The sequence below is a fragment of the Leptolyngbya sp. FACHB-321 genome (assembly GCF_014695975.1).
In the GTDB taxonomy this organism is placed as follows: domain Bacteria; phylum Cyanobacteriota; class Cyanobacteriia; order Leptolyngbyales; family Leptolyngbyaceae; genus Stenomitos.
This window is the reverse complement of sequence record NZ_JACJPI010000023.1, coordinates 1-16335: the sequence shown is the minus strand read 5'-3', so window position 1 is coordinate 16335 and position 16335 is coordinate 1. Positions and strand designations below refer to the sequence as shown.

Annotated in this window: 11 protein-coding genes and 2 pseudogenes; 10 read left to right on the top strand and 3 right to left on the bottom strand. The window is 46.8% G+C overall.

The window, feature by feature from the left end:
* Positions 1–13 precede the first annotated feature (13 nt).
* Genes H6F76_RS02630 through H6F76_RS02620 form a run of 3 tightly spaced genes read right to left on the bottom strand, consistent with a single transcriptional unit; the run spans position 14 to position 2711 of the window.
* Positions 14–1180: a hypothetical protein gene (locus tag H6F76_RS02630; RefSeq protein ID WP_190505680.1), complete on the bottom strand. Its 1167-nt coding sequence runs from the start codon at positions 1178–1180 to the stop codon at positions 14–16.
* A gap of 28 nt (positions 1181–1208) precedes the next feature.
* Positions 1209–2204 (bottom strand): methyltransferase, encoded by a 996-nt coding sequence (locus H6F76_RS02625; protein ID WP_190505678.1) that lies wholly within the window; start codon positions 2202–2204, stop codon positions 1209–1211.
* Between the two features lie 33 nt (positions 2205–2237).
* Complete coding sequence (locus H6F76_RS02620; RefSeq protein WP_190505676.1) at positions 2238–2711, bottom strand: hypothetical protein; 474 nt, start codon at positions 2709–2711, stop codon at positions 2238–2240.
* 179 nt (positions 2712–2890) lie between these two features.
* On the opposite strand from H6F76_RS02620, the gene H6F76_RS02615 reads away from it, so the two are divergent.
* From H6F76_RS02615 to H6F76_RS31315, 10 genes and pseudogenes are all read left to right on the top strand, one after another.
* A complete protein-coding gene (locus tag H6F76_RS02615) occupies positions 2891–4369 on the top strand; it encodes an ATP-binding protein (protein ID WP_190505674.1) in 1479 nt (492 codons plus the stop codon).
* Positions 4370–4559: 190 nt separating this feature from the next.
* Positions 4560–4934, top strand: a complete 375-nt coding sequence (locus tag H6F76_RS02610; protein WP_190505672.1) for a response regulator — start codon at positions 4560–4562, stop codon at positions 4932–4934.
* 325 nt (positions 4935–5259) lie between these two features.
* Positions 5260–8541 carry a type 2 lanthipeptide synthetase LanM family protein gene (locus H6F76_RS02605; protein WP_347275969.1) on the top strand — a complete coding sequence of 1094 codons (3282 nt, stop codon included), beginning with the start codon at positions 5260–5262 and terminating at the stop codon, positions 8539–8541.
* Positions 8542–8797: 256 nt separating this feature from the next.
* Positions 8798–9103, top strand: coding sequence for a Nif11 family protein (locus H6F76_RS02600; RefSeq protein ID WP_190505670.1), 306 nt, complete (start codon positions 8798–8800; stop codon positions 9101–9103).
* Positions 9104–9197: 94 nt separating this feature from the next.
* Positions 9198–10241, top strand: a complete 1044-nt coding sequence (locus H6F76_RS02595) for a hypothetical protein (RefSeq protein ID WP_190505668.1) — start codon at positions 9198–9200, stop codon at positions 10239–10241.
* Positions 10242–10251: 10 nt separating this feature from the next.
* Complete coding sequence (locus tag H6F76_RS02590; protein WP_190505665.1) at positions 10252–12435, top strand: peptidase domain-containing ABC transporter; 2184 nt, start codon at positions 10252–10254, stop codon at positions 12433–12435.
* A complete protein-coding gene (locus H6F76_RS02585) occupies positions 12432–13025 on the top strand; it encodes a hypothetical protein (RefSeq protein WP_190505663.1) in 594 nt (197 codons plus the stop codon). The genes H6F76_RS02590 and H6F76_RS02585 overlap by 4 nt, the downstream gene beginning before the upstream one ends.
* 582 nt (positions 13026–13607) lie before the next feature.
* Positions 13608–14446: pseudogene (locus tag H6F76_RS31320) on the top strand (transposase); the annotation flags it as partial.
* A gap of 258 nt (positions 14447–14704) precedes the next feature.
* The gene (locus H6F76_RS02575) at positions 14705–15196 is read left to right on the top strand and encodes a hypothetical protein (protein WP_199321874.1); all 492 of its coding nucleotides are present in this window, start codon (positions 14705–14707) and stop codon (positions 15194–15196) included.
* 775 nt (positions 15197–15971) lie between these two features.
* Positions 15972–16335: pseudogene (locus H6F76_RS31315) on the top strand (DUF1016 N-terminal domain-containing protein); the annotation flags it as partial.

Here is a 16335-nt window from a genome sequence, read left to right as displayed (position 1 = left end):
CTTTTACCAGCCTCTATTGGAGCCAGGAAAGGGATTGTACAATCTGAATAGCTTGATTTGGCGTAATTGTATTGTGGCAGTAATTTGGGTTACCTTTATAGTAAGTCTGCCGCACGAAATCTGCTCCAACGATGTGATAAAATGGGCTGACTCCTGCCCAATCTGAAATTAAATTCGGCTGGGGCGAGTTAAGCTGCTGGGCAGAAGGGGTTTTGAATTCGCCATTCTGTGAACCAAACAGCATCGACGTTTCACCAAGTAGAGGAATGTTAATTTTCGATTCATACTCGGCTGGGACTCCACCCACACCGCCGCCCGTCGCCTCGATCGCAAAACAACGATCTTGCTTAACATCGCGATAAACAATGCCATATTGTGGACCAAATCGACATACACCCTTTTCTGATCGAGGTGCGTTCGCAGGACAAGGCTTCACCTCGACTTTACTGACCGTGTAACCGGCTGGAACGGTTGGAACTGCGATAGCAATTCCCAAAGATTTTAGCGTTGCTTGCTGGCTTGGACTTAAACCGCCAGTCTGGTTTTTAGTAGACGCATCAAGCACAATGCCGACTTCTGGAGAGATTTTATCTGCGATGATCGCAGTTCCGCTCACGATTGTTCCAGGCGGTAATTCTGGAGCCGTTGAAGGATTGGGCGGATAGGCAGAGCCATCAAATTTTAGAATGTTGTAACTGGGCTTCGTACCTCCACCCGCAACATATAGAACAATGTCTCGCCAACCATTTGTTTTAGTGGTGCTAACGACGACTGGATTATTGACGATTGTATGTCGCGAAATCAAACTGTAACCATTGCCCATCGCTCTCAAAATGAGCATCGAACAGCCACCTGTGCCACATGAGGAAGTGAGATAGGCAACTACGTCCTCGCGTCCATCGCCATCTAAATCAATCCGATTGTATAGATAGCGGGTCTTACCTGTTGGGAACTCTCGACGAATCGCTGCTGCTAACGACAGCAGCGATCGCGTTTCTGAGCGTTTGAAAGTTAAGTTGCGAAAACGAATCCTACCTACATTTGGCAGGGGTTCCACAGATTGCTCAATCTTTTGTGCTTCGCCTTGAGAAGATTGGGCGGAAACAGGAATGGTTGGAGACACACTCAGTCCTAAACCGAGTGTGACAGTCAATAACATCAGAGAGCGATACAAGTTCATAGCTCTTTTTTCAGATGAATGCAAAAGATTAGAGTTTTACAGCTTCAATAACGCTGAGCATGGACGGTGTCGAAACCACGCGCGTCAGTTTAAACCCATTCGATCGCAATAACGATCGATACTCTTCCTCAGTACGTTCTCGTCCGCCTGTCATCAATAGCATAATAACATCAATGAACTTTGCTGGAGAGGGTTCATTTCCGGGTGGAATAATGCTTTCGATCAACAGCAGCTTGCCGTGCTCAGGCATTGCTTGATGGCAATTTCTTAGTATGATCGAGGACTTTTCATCATCCCAATCATGAATAATCCATCGCATCAAGTAAGCATCGCCGCCCGTTGGCACAGACTCAAAGAAATTTCCGGCAACAGATTGAATCTTCTGATCAACCTGGACATTGGCAATGATTTCAGGTAAGTCAAACAAAATGCCGTTGAGATGGGGATTTGCCTGCAAAATTGTAGAAATTAAGCTTCCTTGCGCTCCACCCACATCCACGATCGTATTAAACTCAGAAAAGTCATAGCTAGCAGCGACTGCTTGTGCGATCGCAGTTCCCATACTGGTCATCGATTGTGAGAACACCTTCCCCGCTTCAGGATGTTGAGCATAGTAATCCCAAAGCGGCATTCCTGCTGCGGTATCAAACGCAATTTCACCAGTTTTTAGGCTGTGCAACCCGTTGCTCCAACCCAGCGAATGGTCGTCTCCGATTTGCGCCATCGCCGCATAGCGCATTGAACCAGGACTATCGCTCTTAAGCGTTACACCCAACGGAGTCAGGGCAAAACATTGATCTGAGACTTCCGTAAAGATGCCGACACTGCCCAAGGCGCGTAGGAGCCGATAGAGCGATCGCGGATCGGTGTTGGTTTCGCTTGCAAGTTGGGCAATTGTTTTCGGTTGATCGTCAAACAAATCAGCAACGCCTAATTGAGCTGCTAGATAAATCGATCGAGCAATCCAAAAGCCACCAATCAAACTCAGCATCGTCTCTTGGGGAGCAACTTCTAATCTTTCCATCGTCATCATGATTCTTTTCACTCCAGTTAATTTTTAAGCTTCAACAAGTTGAGGAGCAGCCTGATTCAGGAACGCTTCATAGCTACCAGGCTGAGCGAATTGTAGGTATTCCTTTGCCATAGCGGGGGTGAGCAATTCGAGCATGAATTTGTTTTCCACCCAAAATTCGATCACTTTAAAGGGACCGCGATCGCACAATCGCACCAGCCATCCCTCACGATCAGCAATTTGTACAATTTGTTCTTGCGTGACTGTAACCGAGAGCGCAGCATGAACAGACGTAAACGTTGGAGTATTTCCTGAAGAAAAGCCGACTTGATCTAGCCCTGGAATCAACTGAGTATCAGCCGGATAAAGCTCGATCCCGGTTCCAAAGTCATCATCAACGATGACGATATAACTTCCTTCGTGGGGAGGAAAGGGAAAGCAACAGCCCTGCAACACTTCTGCCAGAACATTAGCAACATGCAGCGGGTGATCCACGGCGACTGAAAGGTGATGAAACATAGTAACTTCTCATTCCTGGTTAACTGATGTCCCTTACAGTAGGCAACGATCGAGGAGAAGTCGGGGAGTTCCAAACCCGTTTCGCTCATCAATCGGGGAAATCCTTTTTTTGCTGAGGTTACTTTAAATACTGGTGATATCGTCTTAAAATCTGGTGAGAGTTCCCATGAAATTCTGCAATGCCTGAGCCTACACCAAAAGCCGACATCCTGGTTATTGACGATACGCCGGAAAATCTCAATCTACTATCGGTCCTGCTCATTAAACACGGCTACAAGGTTCGCAGCGTTACGAAGGGTTCGACAGGCATTCGAGGTGCCCAAGTGATGCCGCCGGATTTAATCCTGCTCGATGTCAATATGCCGCAGATGAGCGGCTACGAGGTTTGCCACCATCTTAAAGCTGACGATCGCACCCGTGAGATTCCCATCATTTTTATCAGTGCTTTAGAAGCAGTGAGCGACAAAGTAAAGGCATTTCAAGCAGGCGGTGTCGATTACATTACAAAGCCATTTCAGATCGAAGAGGTTCTGGCTCGAATTGAAACTCATCTCACGTTGAGACGGCTCCAGAGCCAACTGCAATTGCAAAACGAACAACTTCAGCAAGAAATTCGTGAACGCAAACACGCAGAGGAGAAATTTGCAACCATTTTTCAACATAGCCCTAATCCCATTGCGATCGTGACCGTTTCCGAAGGGCAATTAATGGAAGTCAATCCTAGTTTTCTCAGCATTAGTGGTTACACACGAGATCAAGTTATCGGCAATTCCATTACACAGCTACATCTGGGTCACGATTCAGCGACTTTTCTGCGTCGTCTTCAAACAACTGAAACCTTCCATAACTTAGAATTTGAACTGCTCACCCACTCCGGCAGTGTCAAAAGTATTTTGCTATCCTTCGATCGTATTGAGCTGAACGGAACAACTTACGCTTTACTAATTGCAAACGACATTACTGAGCGTAAACGTCTTGAGAACGAATTTATTTCCTTAGTCAGTCACGAGCTACGCACGCCTTTAACCTCAATGATGGGATCGCTTGATTTACTCAGCAGTGGGCAGTTAGGCAGCTTAACTGAGCAAGGGCAGCAAGTTCTTAGTATCGGCGTAAAAAATGCAGAACGCTTGATCCGTCTAATCAATGACATTCTCGACCTCGAACGGATTCGCTCTGGCAAAATTACAATGAATCGGCGATCGTGCAATCTTGCTGACTTGATGATTCAGGCAACTGAAGAAATGCAAGCAATGGCTGATCGCTCCGAAATTCAATTGAGTACAGAACCAGTATCAATTTTGCTCAATGCTGATCCCGATCGCATTATGCAAGCCTTGACCAATCTTCTAAGTAATGCCATTAAGTTCTCACCCGCTCAAACAACCGTTCAAATGCAGGCTTGCAGTTCAGGTCAGACTTCAAGTGTCTGTATTAGTGTGTGCGACCAAGGGCGAGGTATTCCCTCTCATCAGATCCAGACTATCTTTGAGCGATTTCAACAGGTAGATACCTCTGATGCCCGCCAAAAAGGCGGAACCGGATTGGGACTAAGCATTTGTCGTAACATTATCGAACAACATGGTGGCAGAATTTGGGTAGAAAGCACCGTCAAGCAGGGCAGCACATTCTATATTGAATTGCCGCTTAACACTTAATTCACTCAACCGTGTTTCCCCGACTTCTCCCCGATTCAACGCTACCCTGTCAGTTAAGGAGAGGAACTGAATTAAACTGAAGATAGTTGCCTGGGGGTGAAAAAGGTAACCCTTGCCTGAAGGTAACGCCTCCGACTCCTGCTGACATGAGATTAGGGCTTCCTACTTATTAGGTCTTAAGCGAATTGCGATGCTGAAGCAAATTTTGATTGTGGATGACGAAGAAGATGTACGAGCGATCGCAACTCTCGGTCTACAGATGGGAGCGGGTTGGGAGGTTCTCACGGCTAGTTCTGGAGCGGAAGGAATTGCGATCGCCGCTCAATATCACCCCGATGCGATTCTGCTCGATCTGATGATGCCGAACATGGATGGTCGTGCTACTTTACAACATCTCAAGCAACAACCTGAAACTCGATCGATTCCCGTAATTCTGATGACTGCTAAAGTGCAAGCGTCAGAGCAGTACAATTTTCATGATTTAGACGTTGCAGCAGTTTTCACGAAACCCTTTCGTCCGCTTACCCTTGCCCAACAGATTATTGATGCTTTGACTTGGCATTAAGTAGTTTGAACGGAACGATCATCGCCCCTTTAAAGCGATATTTGAGACAAATAACTGAAAATTTACGGAAGCTAATTTGAGATCTTTAGATCTGCTGAATCCATCTGTATCACTTTTACCTAAAAAATAAACGCAGCTTTTAGCTTCTCAAACAGCACGAAAATTAATTTGAGAAAACGAAAAGTAATGGCTCTTTCCAAGTTTTTTCCTGCTGGCGAAACATTGAGTGACATCTAAACTCTGATTCCACCCTAATCAATCACCCCGACTTTTCCCTGATCTAGCGCTAATCTGTCAGCATTCATTTTCTCCAAGGAGTACCGTAGTGAATCATGCTGACTTAATGCAAATTGCGTTTCAGGCAAGTTCTTTATGGGAGCAACTCAATCATTCTTGGGGGCAGCCTCCCCTAGAACATCATGCTCAGCAGTCCAATGCAATTTTACAACGGTGGTGTGAAACCGCCGCTCAAGGAAACTGGGAAAAATTTGAGAAACGGTTAGCATGGGATGGCTTAGACAGCGCAACTGTAAAGGCTGTTTTGGCAGCATCCACAAGCACTCCAACGGGTGATCCAGTAAGCCTATTACCTGAGTGCCTTCCGGCTTGGATAGAAACATTCCAAGCAATCATCCAAATGGCTTTAGAACAAAGCTTGAACGATCGTAAAACCGTTGCACTTCCTATAGAGCCAGAAAAACCGCTCCCGTTTGAAGATCTTTTGCTACCTGTTCTTTTAGTTGCTCGTCAAAAGCTATGGGCACAGTTGAACCCAACCGATGTGCAGGTCTTATCTGAAAATGCTTATCTCCAGATAGAACGCCAATTTTTGCAACAACTGATCGCACTTTGCACTCCTACCTTGGATGCTGAGTTTTCTCGCTTTCGCCCACTCGGACAGACCTTACTAAATCGATTCATCACGCTTCCAGAACAACCCAGTACAACTTATTACCGCGCATTCATTGAAAAACAGTTATCGGATGGGCTGTTTACCCTGTTCCAAACCTACCCAGTCCTAGGAAGATTGGTTGCGACGACGGTTGATTTTTGGGTGGGTGCGATCGCGGATTTTCTTCAGCATCTCAATACCGATCTGGCTGATTTGCAACATACCTTTGCAGATTCGGTACCCCTTAAACAAGTGACGCAAGTGGAACTGTCGCTTTCTGATGCCCACCATCAAATGCGAACAGTGATCGCACTAACGTTTGATTCAGGATTAAAACTAATCTATAAACCCAGAGATTTAGGATTGGAAGTTGCCTATCAACACCTTCTCGTCTGGTGCAATGAACAGAGCGAATTGCTTCCGTTTAAAGTGCTGCGCGTTCTCGATCGCAAAACGCATGGTTGGGTCGAATATGTAGAGCAGTTACCGTGCCAAGACGAATTTGCTGCCGAGCGGTTTTATCAGCGATCAGGAATGTTGCTCTGTTTGCTCTATGTCTTACGAACGACCGATTGTCATTACGGCAACTTGATCGCGAGTGGAGAACATCTCGTTTTAGTTGATATGGAAGCATTGATGCATCCTACTGCCGATCCCTTGGTTGAAGGCTGGGACTCAACTAATGTTCAGAATGCTAGTCATCAACAGTTTTGGGATTCGGTGCTGCGAACAGGACTCCTGCCTCAATGGGAACTCAATAAGCAAAATCGAGTTGCTTTTGATATTAGCGGTTTGGGAAGCGTTGACCCCCAACAGGCACCGCGAAAGATGCCTTGCTGGAAGGCAATTAATACCGATGATATGCGGCTAGTGTATGAATCTGTTACCTTGCCGCTAGAAGCAAATGTGCCAGTCTTAAATGGGACACCGCTCTCCCCTAACGATTATCTTCCCCAATTGCTCGAAGGGTTTGAGAAAATGTATCGTTTCTTGCTACGGCATCGAGGTGCATTGCTCGATAGTGGTTCGCCTTTGATCAACTTAAAACACCAACGGGTAAGATTCGTCTTCCGTGCGACTCAAATCTACGATGCAATTAAGCAAAAGTCGCTGTCTCCTCAGTTTCTCCGTAACGGCATCGATCGCAGTATTGAACTAGATGTTCTCAGCCGAGCTTTTTTAGTATCACCGACTAAGCCAAAAGCATGGGCAATTCTACAGGCAGAAAGACAATCATTAGAACAGCTTGATATTCCTCATTTTGAAGTAGAAGCAGCAGACATTGCGTTAATATCGGGTTCGCAAACCATTGTGGAACGCTACTTTCAGCATTCCAGCTTTAGCGGGGTAGAAGCGCAGTTTCAGCAACTTAGTGAGATTGATCTGGCGCGACAAGTGACATTGATTCAGGGTACCTTTTGTGCACGAATTGCCCGTGTTCCGAATCGCGCTCTCACGTCCCCAATCCAGACGATCGACACTATCGCACCGCCTACGGCTGAATTGTTTTTACGTGAGGCAGAAGCGATCGCAGCGAAAATCGAGAACGCAGCTCTGCTCGAACCGGATGGCAGTGCAGGTTGGATTGCTCTGACCTATTTGCCTGAAGTCGAGCGATTTCAGTTCCGTCCCCTAGGGGACACGCTGTACGATGGCAGGAGCGGAATTGCCCTATTTTTGGCAGCAATGAGTTTAATCACAGGACGGTCCCAGTATCGTTCTTTGGCACTCGGCGCACTAGGATCTTTGCGATCGTGGGTGCATCATTCCGATATTGAGCTTTCTCAAAGAGTTGCAAACAGCTTAGGGATAGGCGGCGCAACGGGTTTAGGGTCTTTGATTTACGCCTTGGTTCGGATCAGCCAATTCTTGCAAGAACCGACGCTATTAGAAGATGCAGAGCGGATTGCGGGCTATATCACTCCAGAACTAATCGCAACGGATCATCAACTAGACATCCTTGGAGGTGCGGCTGGCGCAATTCTGGGATTGCTCACACTATATGAGGCCAATAGCGATCCGAAAGTTTTAGCAGTAGCAAAAGACTGTGGTCAGCATCTACTCATACATCAAGTTAGCATCAATGGTTTGCCTAAAAGCTGGAAAACAATTAGTGAAACACCGTTGACTGGCTTTTCTCATGGAGCGGCAGGCATTACCTATGCTCTGCTAAGGCTTTATCGCGTCACTCAAAATCGTTGCTATTTTGAGGCTGCCCAAGAAGGGATAGCATACGAGCGGCATCACTTCTCCACACAGGTGGGAAACTGGGCAGATCTACGGCATAATCAGCCCAGCTTCATGACGAGTTGGTGTCATGGCGCTCCTGGAATTGGATTGGCTCGAATGGGAAGCTTATTGATGCTAGAAACCGATTTAGAACGGGATGAGGCACAGCAAGAGATTAGCATTGCACTAGAAACGACAATGAACTATCTACAGGAAATTGATCACCTTTGCTGTGGCAATTTTGGTCGAATTGAAGCACTATTGCTAGCTGAACAACTCAATGTTCGATCGAACTGGAAAGAGAAAGCTAAACAACAGGCAGCTTGGACAATCTCAAAATCAGAGCAAGCTGGTGGCTATCAACTATTTTTAGATTTGCCAACGATGTTTAATCCTGGCTTCTTCCAGGGAACGGCTGGGATTGGCTACCAGATGTTGCGCTTAGTAAATCCAGAAGCATTACCATCAGTGCTACTGTGGCAGTGAACTCAATCAAGATAGCATTTCTTAAAATGACCCGAATAGCAACGCTATTCGGGTTTTCTATTGTAGCAGCGCTTTTGTAGCCTATTGCCTCCCCCTAGAACTACTCTTTTTAACTGAATCATCTCCTCTAGTTCTTCCCTTTCCTTCTCTATTGTTAAAAGCATCGAAGCCAAGAGGTTATGCAACAGACAAAAACTATTTGCAACTCAAACGTTTCGATATTCACTTACACACATTCTGTACAAGGAGTTTCATCATGGCAAAGACCCTAGAACAATTCAATCAAGTCATTCTGCGCGATTCGACGATTCAAGAGCAACTCAAGGTTTCGACTGACCAGGTAGGGTTTGCAAAACTCATGGTTGAGCTAGGAGCAGAAAAGGGATACAGCTTCACCACTGCTGATGTAGAAGAGCAGCTTTCTGTGGGTCAAGCGGTAGAAGTGCGAGATCTTTGCGACGAGGAGCTAGAAGCAGTTGCGGGAGGAGCGCAAGGTGCAAATGTCATTGGCACAATTGGGACTACTTGGACGACTGTGTTTGGACCGTGCCGCGAAAACTAGTTGAGCGGAGATTGAGGAGTAGATAATCCCTCGATCTCTCCTTTTTAAGAAACCTGCCTCTTTATTGAACACTTAATCGAAGGGAATCTGACCTATGCCCTGCTCTATGGAAGACTATTTGAATGTTGTTGTTCCCTATCTCCCGTCGGAGTTAGTTTCTGCTTCAGCACTCTCTAATATTCGAGCATTATCCAAAGTACTGCCACCCTTTTCCCTGGCAGGATTTGAGTCACGCTTAGGAACTGCCCAACCTGTTGTAGATCTACTGGTCAGATTTCCTCGATCGAAGTTGCCGCTACCGCAAGCGTTTCTAGCCCATTCTGCTTGGCGATCGCTGCACAATCTCTGTCGAGACTGGGTGCAACCCACCTCTGAACTCTACGATCAACTGCAACACATTTGGTTAGAATTTGATCTCGATCGCCCTCCAGCATCAGTCCCCATTCCCTGCTTATTTCTATCGTTTAGCGATAACGTTCAAGATGCGCGATCGCTCGTTGAGTTAGCTCACCGCCTTCCAGAACACACCATTTCCACCAGCATTACGGCAAATCTTACCCAGTGTGCCCATGCCTTGCCCACCAATGCCCGGATTGAACATTTAGGAGCGATGTTATCTCGCCCCAATCAGGCAATTCGCGTTGTTGTGAGCGGAATTCGGCTTCACCAAATCCCAGAGTATCTCACCGAGATTGGCTGGCACGATTCTACCAATCGCCTTACAGCATTAATTTCAAATCTATTAGAACAAGTCGATTCTATTGCAATTCTTGATCTTGATGTCGGTGAGCAAATCTTGCCCAAAATTGGCATTGAGTGTTTTAATCGTCAACCTTCGCCGCAACCCAGACAGCCACGATTTTTAGACTATCTTGTTGGACAAGGATTATGCACCTCGGAGAAACAAGCTGCGATCGCACAATGGTCTGGTTTCTCTCAAAACATTCCTCAGAACGATGCTGCACCCAACAACCTTATGTGGGGAGATTTATTCTTGCGGGGTAAAGCACACAGCATTTTCTGGCGAAGCGTTAGTCACATTAAATTGAGCTATCACCCCGAGCATCCGATAGATGCCAAGGCATATCTTGCTTTTGGTCACAATTGGTTCGATGCTAACGTCCCCCTTTCCGCCTGAGCTTCAACCTATGAAATACTACAACGTTCGTCAGCATAGCCAGGAAGACTGTGGAGCCGCTTGTCTTGCCTCGATCGCCAAAGCTTACGGCAAAACTTTCACCCTGGCACATGTGCGGGAAGTGGTTGGGACAGGACAGTTGGGAACAACGCTCTTGGGTTTAAAACGAGGCGCTGAAACGCTAGGATTCAAAGCACGAGCTGTTCAAGTCCAACCCGAATCGCTCCGCTCGATCGGAACATTTCCATTGCCTGCGATCGTGCATTGGAAAGGGTGCCATTGGGTAGTGCTGTACCAGCAGCGCGGCAGGCGATTTGTCATTGGCGATCCTGCGGTGGGCATTCGCCATCTTTCCCAACCCGAACTCAGATCTGGCTGGACTGATGGAGTAATGTTACTGCTAGAGCCAGATCTAAAACTTTTCTTGGCGCAGTCCGATGATGCAACAGGGGGCTGGAATCGTTTTCTTAAAAATACTTGGGAACATCGCCAGTTGATTGCAACAGTGCTAGTGATGAATCTCTTTTTAGGCATTCTCTCGCTATCGGCTCCGTTCCTAGTGCAGATTCTCACCGATGATGTGTTGCTGCGAGGAGACTTGAAGCTGCTCGCGATCGTCGCAATCGCGGTTATTGTTTTGAACTGCATTAGCAGCAGTTTAGGATACATTCAGTCCTTGCTCATTGCCCACTTTACTCAGCGTCTAGAACTGGGGCTAGTGCTAGATTTTAGTCGGCAACTGTTGCGGTTACCTTTGCAGTATTTTGAAACTCGGCGCAGTGGAGAAATTGTGAGCCGCTTGCGTGATATTCAGGAAATTAATCAACTCGTTGGTCAAATTGTTGTGGGGTTGCCAAGCCAGTTATTTATTGCGATCGTCGCTCTGGGATTAATGTTGCTCTATAGTGCAAAACTGACAGCAGTTGCCTTGGGACTTGCAGTAATCATGATTCTTTCAACGGTCATGCTAGTTCCACTGCTACAGGAGAAAACGCGCAGTTTACTAGTGCTGGAAGCAGAAAATCAAGGGGTTCTTGTCGAAACGTTCAAAGGAGCACTGACCCTGAGAACGCTCAATGCTGCTCCTCAATTTTGGGATGAATTGCAAAGCCGATTTGGGCGACTCGCACATCTAACATTTCGGACGCTTCAAATTGGAATAATTAATCGCACACTCTCTAGTTTAGTCTCTGCTGTAAGTAGCATCATCTTACTCTGGTTTGGCAGTTCATTTGTAATTGCGAATGAACTAACCATTGGGCAACTCATCGCTTTTAATAGTATGAATACTAATTTTCTCGCATTTATTGCTGCATTACTTGGAGTCATTCATGCTTTGGTTCAGGCACAAACAGGTGTGCAGCGTTTAAGCGAAGTCATTGCAGCCACTCCTGAAGATTTCAATGCCTCTAAAAAGCCTTCTGTAACACTCTCGCCCACAGCAGATATTGTTTGTAACCATCTCACATTTAACTATCCAGGTCGACTAGAGCTATTAGAAGATTTCTCATTGACCATCCCAGGCGGGCAAACGATTGCGCTCATCGGCAAATCAGGCTGCGGCAAGAGTACGCTTGCAAAACTGATTGCTGGGCTCTACCCAGTGGAATCGGGCAACTTACAGATTGGCTTATACAATCTGCAAGATCTACCGCTCTCATGTGTGCGGCAACAGGTTGTCTTAGTACCCCAGGATGCCCATTTCTGGAGTCGCTCCATCTTAGAAAACTTTCGTCTTACGGCTCCCCAGGCAACCTTTGAGCAGATTGTGCAAGCTTGCCGCATTACCGAAGCCGATCAATTTATCAGTCTACTCCCAGATAAATACCAAACAGTGTTGGGTGAGTTTGGTGCCAATCTTTCTGGAGGGCAACGGCAACGACTCGCGATCGCACGTGCCTTATTAGGTGATCCGCCGATTTTGATTCTAGATGAATCAACCTCTGGACTCGATCCAGTTAGTGAATCGCAAATACTAGATCGTCTCCTGCTATATCGGGCTGGCAAGACGACTATCTTAATTAGCCATCGTTCCAAAGTCATCGATCGCGCAACGTGGATTGTGTTTTTAGAACAAGGCAAGCTCAAACTGCAAGGCTCACTCAATCGCTTGCGCTCTACACCAGGAAGTCATTTAGAATTCTTGCCTTCCGCCGAAAAAAATATTGAGTTGATGAATGGAGTACTCCGATGACCCAGGAGCAATTGAATGGAGAATACAATGGGTTGCGACCTGCTTACAGTGATGAATTTCTTCCTCCCATTGCACGATCGCTGAAATTCGGTGGATTCATATTGCTGGGACTTTTAAGTGTTGCGTTTGCTCTAGCGGCAACTGTTAAGTACAGCGTCACGATCAAAGCTGAGGGAGCAGTTGTCCAGCAGAAAACGCGTAGCGCAGGTCAGATACCTTCTTCTTTAAGAATCAAAGCTTATATTGCAGCCCAAGATCGCTATAGCGTGGCGGTGGGTCAGGCGGTGCAATTGCGGGTGAATGCCTGTCCTTACTCCAACTATGGAATGCTACAAGGAACAGTTCAATCGCTATCATCTGATGAAGTTTCGATCGCACTGCGCAATGCTGAAGAAACCGCTCAATCTAAATATTTTGAAGTCATGATTCAACCGAAGACGACTTCTTTGACGCGGCGCAGCTCACTCGAAGCCACACAAGGTGCTAGTCGCGCTTGTCCAATCCGAGCAGGCATGAAGGTAAAAGCGAGCATTCTAGCTCGTGAAGCAACAATTCTAGAATATGTGATGCACAGAAATGGGTGGTCCTGAATCTAGTGTCGATTATCGAATCAACGGTTCTTTCCAGGTTTCGGTGATCCAGAATTTTGAGCAGCCCGAAAATGGTAGCTCGCAAAAACTAGTCAATGGCAAGCTTTTGAGCCTCCGCTTCAGCATTAGAATAGCTTGGTGCCGTTTTTCATTCGATTGCGAAGTTGGGTGAAGGAGGGGTTTGCAGCGCTTCAAGACTTTGTGCAGCCCATTGCTAAACATATTCCAGTGAGATGCTAACAGATTGGGTAGGAGAGCAGATGGATAGGAGCTATGCGTAGTGGGTATGCCCTTCGGGTTCGCCAGTTCCCTACGGTGGAAAACCCACCTTCAGGACTGGACTCACCGTTACTTGGGTCGGGTTAAACTCAGCGGAGCAGTCACCCACTCCGCTGGTCTGCAAAACCGTGCATGAGACTTGTCGCCTCACACGGCTTCTCAACAACTGGATGCTTGTCATGCACACCTGAATGAACTTGGTCGTAGCAATGCTGATGTAATAACGCCAGATTCTCCCTTTTATGGTTTTGTGGTTTCCATCCATATAATGGACTTCCAGGGTGTGCGAGGGTTCAGGCTCATATTGCTAAAAAACGCAAGAGAATCAAGTTCTGGCAGCAGGTTAGCTCTCAGGCTGTGCAAGACATTTGCCAACGCATTGAGAAAGCCTATCAACTGTTTTTCAAACATCACAAGCAAGGAGTCAGACTACCCAGTTTTCAGAAAGTCAAGAAGTATAAATCGTTCATACTAAAGCAAGCTGGCTACAAGTTTCTGGGTGGCAACTGCATCAAGATTGGCAAGCGAGTGTATCAATTCTGGAACTTCAGACCCATCGAAGGCACCGTTAAGACTGTCACTATTAAACGCACTCCATTAGGCGAGTATGTTTATGGCGATGGTTGTTGAGCCTGTTGCAGTCCCACAAGTCAAAGCTGAGTCGAGTAAAGTCGCTGGTTTTGATTACGAATTGAAAACATTCCTGACGTGTTCTAAAGGTTCAGTATTGAAGCACCGGAGTTCTTTAAACAAGCGCTGAATGTTTTTAGGAAGGTTAGTCGTGAGCATTCCAGGAAAGTGAAAGGTTCTCATAACCGAGAGCAAGCACGGCTGAATCTAGCTCGTAAGCACGAGGATATTGTGAATCGTTACTCGGATTGGTTTTGGAAACTAGCTCACAAACTCACTGATCAATTTGATGTGTTGTGCTTCGAGATGCTGAACCTGAAAGGAATACAACGGCTTTAGAGACGCAAGATCAACGATTTGGCATTGAGGAGCTTTTGCAGATTCTCGAATGGATTGCCAAAAAGAAAGAAGAACAGGTTGTCTATGTAGACTGCTGTTTCCCAAGTTCCAAAACGTGTTCGCATTATGGTTATGTGTTGGAATCACTCACTATAGGAACACGTTGGTGGCGCGCCCTGAATGCCAGTAGGAGATATCAGACAGGCTTTGCCTGCCATTGCTGCTTGCGACCTGAATCTCACGTGCTTTTAGCCGTGGGAGTGGATCAACATATGTTGACTGCGGCAGTGGAGTAGAGTGTACGATCGACGTAACTATGGAGCTTTATCTATAGTCAATTCACGAATCAGGTCAAAGCCTTAAAAGCCTTTGACCTGACGCTGCAAGAGCACCGTTTCTTGCCTGGCGTGCCACCTCTGTCACCTTCGGCTATGCTCCAGAGCTATTTGGAAGAGACTTTGCTTTTAGCAGCGACTGGGAGTGAAAAAGTTCGCTCCGAGGGGTTAATTTACCCATTGCTAGTGGAGGTCAGACGCTACCTCAAGCGCCAAAGTGGCTGTATTCTCAGGAGAAGACTTCACGGTAGACGAAACACGAGGCTTGAGTGGACTGGTGGACTTCTTGCTTGGTCGTTCCCCCCTGTTAGCACGCTTGAGGTTCCCGCTACCGTGATTGTCGAGGCGAAGAAAGCAGACCTTGCGACTGGTCTCGGTCAGTGTGTGGCTGAAATAGTGGCAGCTCAACTGTTCAACCAACTAAACGGCAAAGCCATACCAGTAGTCTATGGTGTGGTCAGTAACGACACTCAGTGGCGCTTTCTGAACTTGCAAGACCGTACCGTCACTCTGGATCTGGTGGGCTACCCGCTCCCGCCGATTGACCAACTGTTGGAATTTCTGGTGTGGATCATGCAGGAGGGGTAAAATCATAGCTGACAGCGAGCGGTAGTCTGTTGCACCACCAACAGTTGGGGTATTTAAGCGACAAACCTAAGTGCATGTGAGCAGTGGAGCGATGGAGAGTGTTTGACCACCAATGGGAGTGACGCACAGCACCTTTTGTTCAGGACAAGACCCTTCCTTTTGCTCTCCCCTTTCCTTGCTCCCAAGCCCTGCCCTTGCCGTTCCTTCACACCCGCTCGCACCGCTCCCAACTCAGCCACCAAAGTCCTTGGTCACACCTGGAAAGCCGCTGTAGGAACACATCAACTGAGTGCAAAGTAAGGATTGACGAAAACATCATGAAAGCAGTAGTAGCGAAGGAGCCAAAACACTATGCAGGCAGTAGTAGCCGCAGCCGTCACATAAGAACCCAAGCAGTTGTCGCTACACTCATCACATACCAACTAAGCCGTTAGAGCCAACTTGCGATCATATTAACCCGTGAAAGGAAGCAACCCAACTGTGAATGAGCAGAAAATATGGCGCAATTCGCAAATAAGTGGCGCAAACCTGCAAAACTAGAATCTGTCAGCGTTTTAGGCTCTTGGCTTACTTCTAATCACTGCTGCATCAACACAGTTCATCTCAGGTGATCAGCGCCCAGAACGTTAGCCTGGAGGCATGTTGACTGATTGCACCACTCATTTGCGAATCACGCTAAATCTCTTGCTCATTCACAGCAGTCAACGAAGAGATGATCACGCTGTATTGGGAAATTGGTCAAGAAATTCTCGATCGGTAAAAGCAGCAGAGTTACGACACTAAGGTTGTTGACCAGCTTGCTAAGGACCTTAAAAAGGAGTTTCCAGGACTAACTGGCTTCTCAGCACACAACCTCAAATACATAAGAACCTTTGCTGAAGCATATCCAGATAAGACGGTTGTGCAACGCTACGTTGCACAACTGCCGTGGCGGCACAATATTGCCCTTCTTGAGAAACTTATAGCAGTGTGCAAGTTTGCTCAGTACACTGATAGGGAACAGAATAAACCGATTTTCTCTCTTTCGATGCGACCTTACTCCTGCGACTTGCGCCAAAAGATTGTCAGTCTTTACAATCAAGGTGAAGGCTCAATTCGTCAATTAGCCCACCGCTTTGCTGTCAGCCCAGACTTTGTAC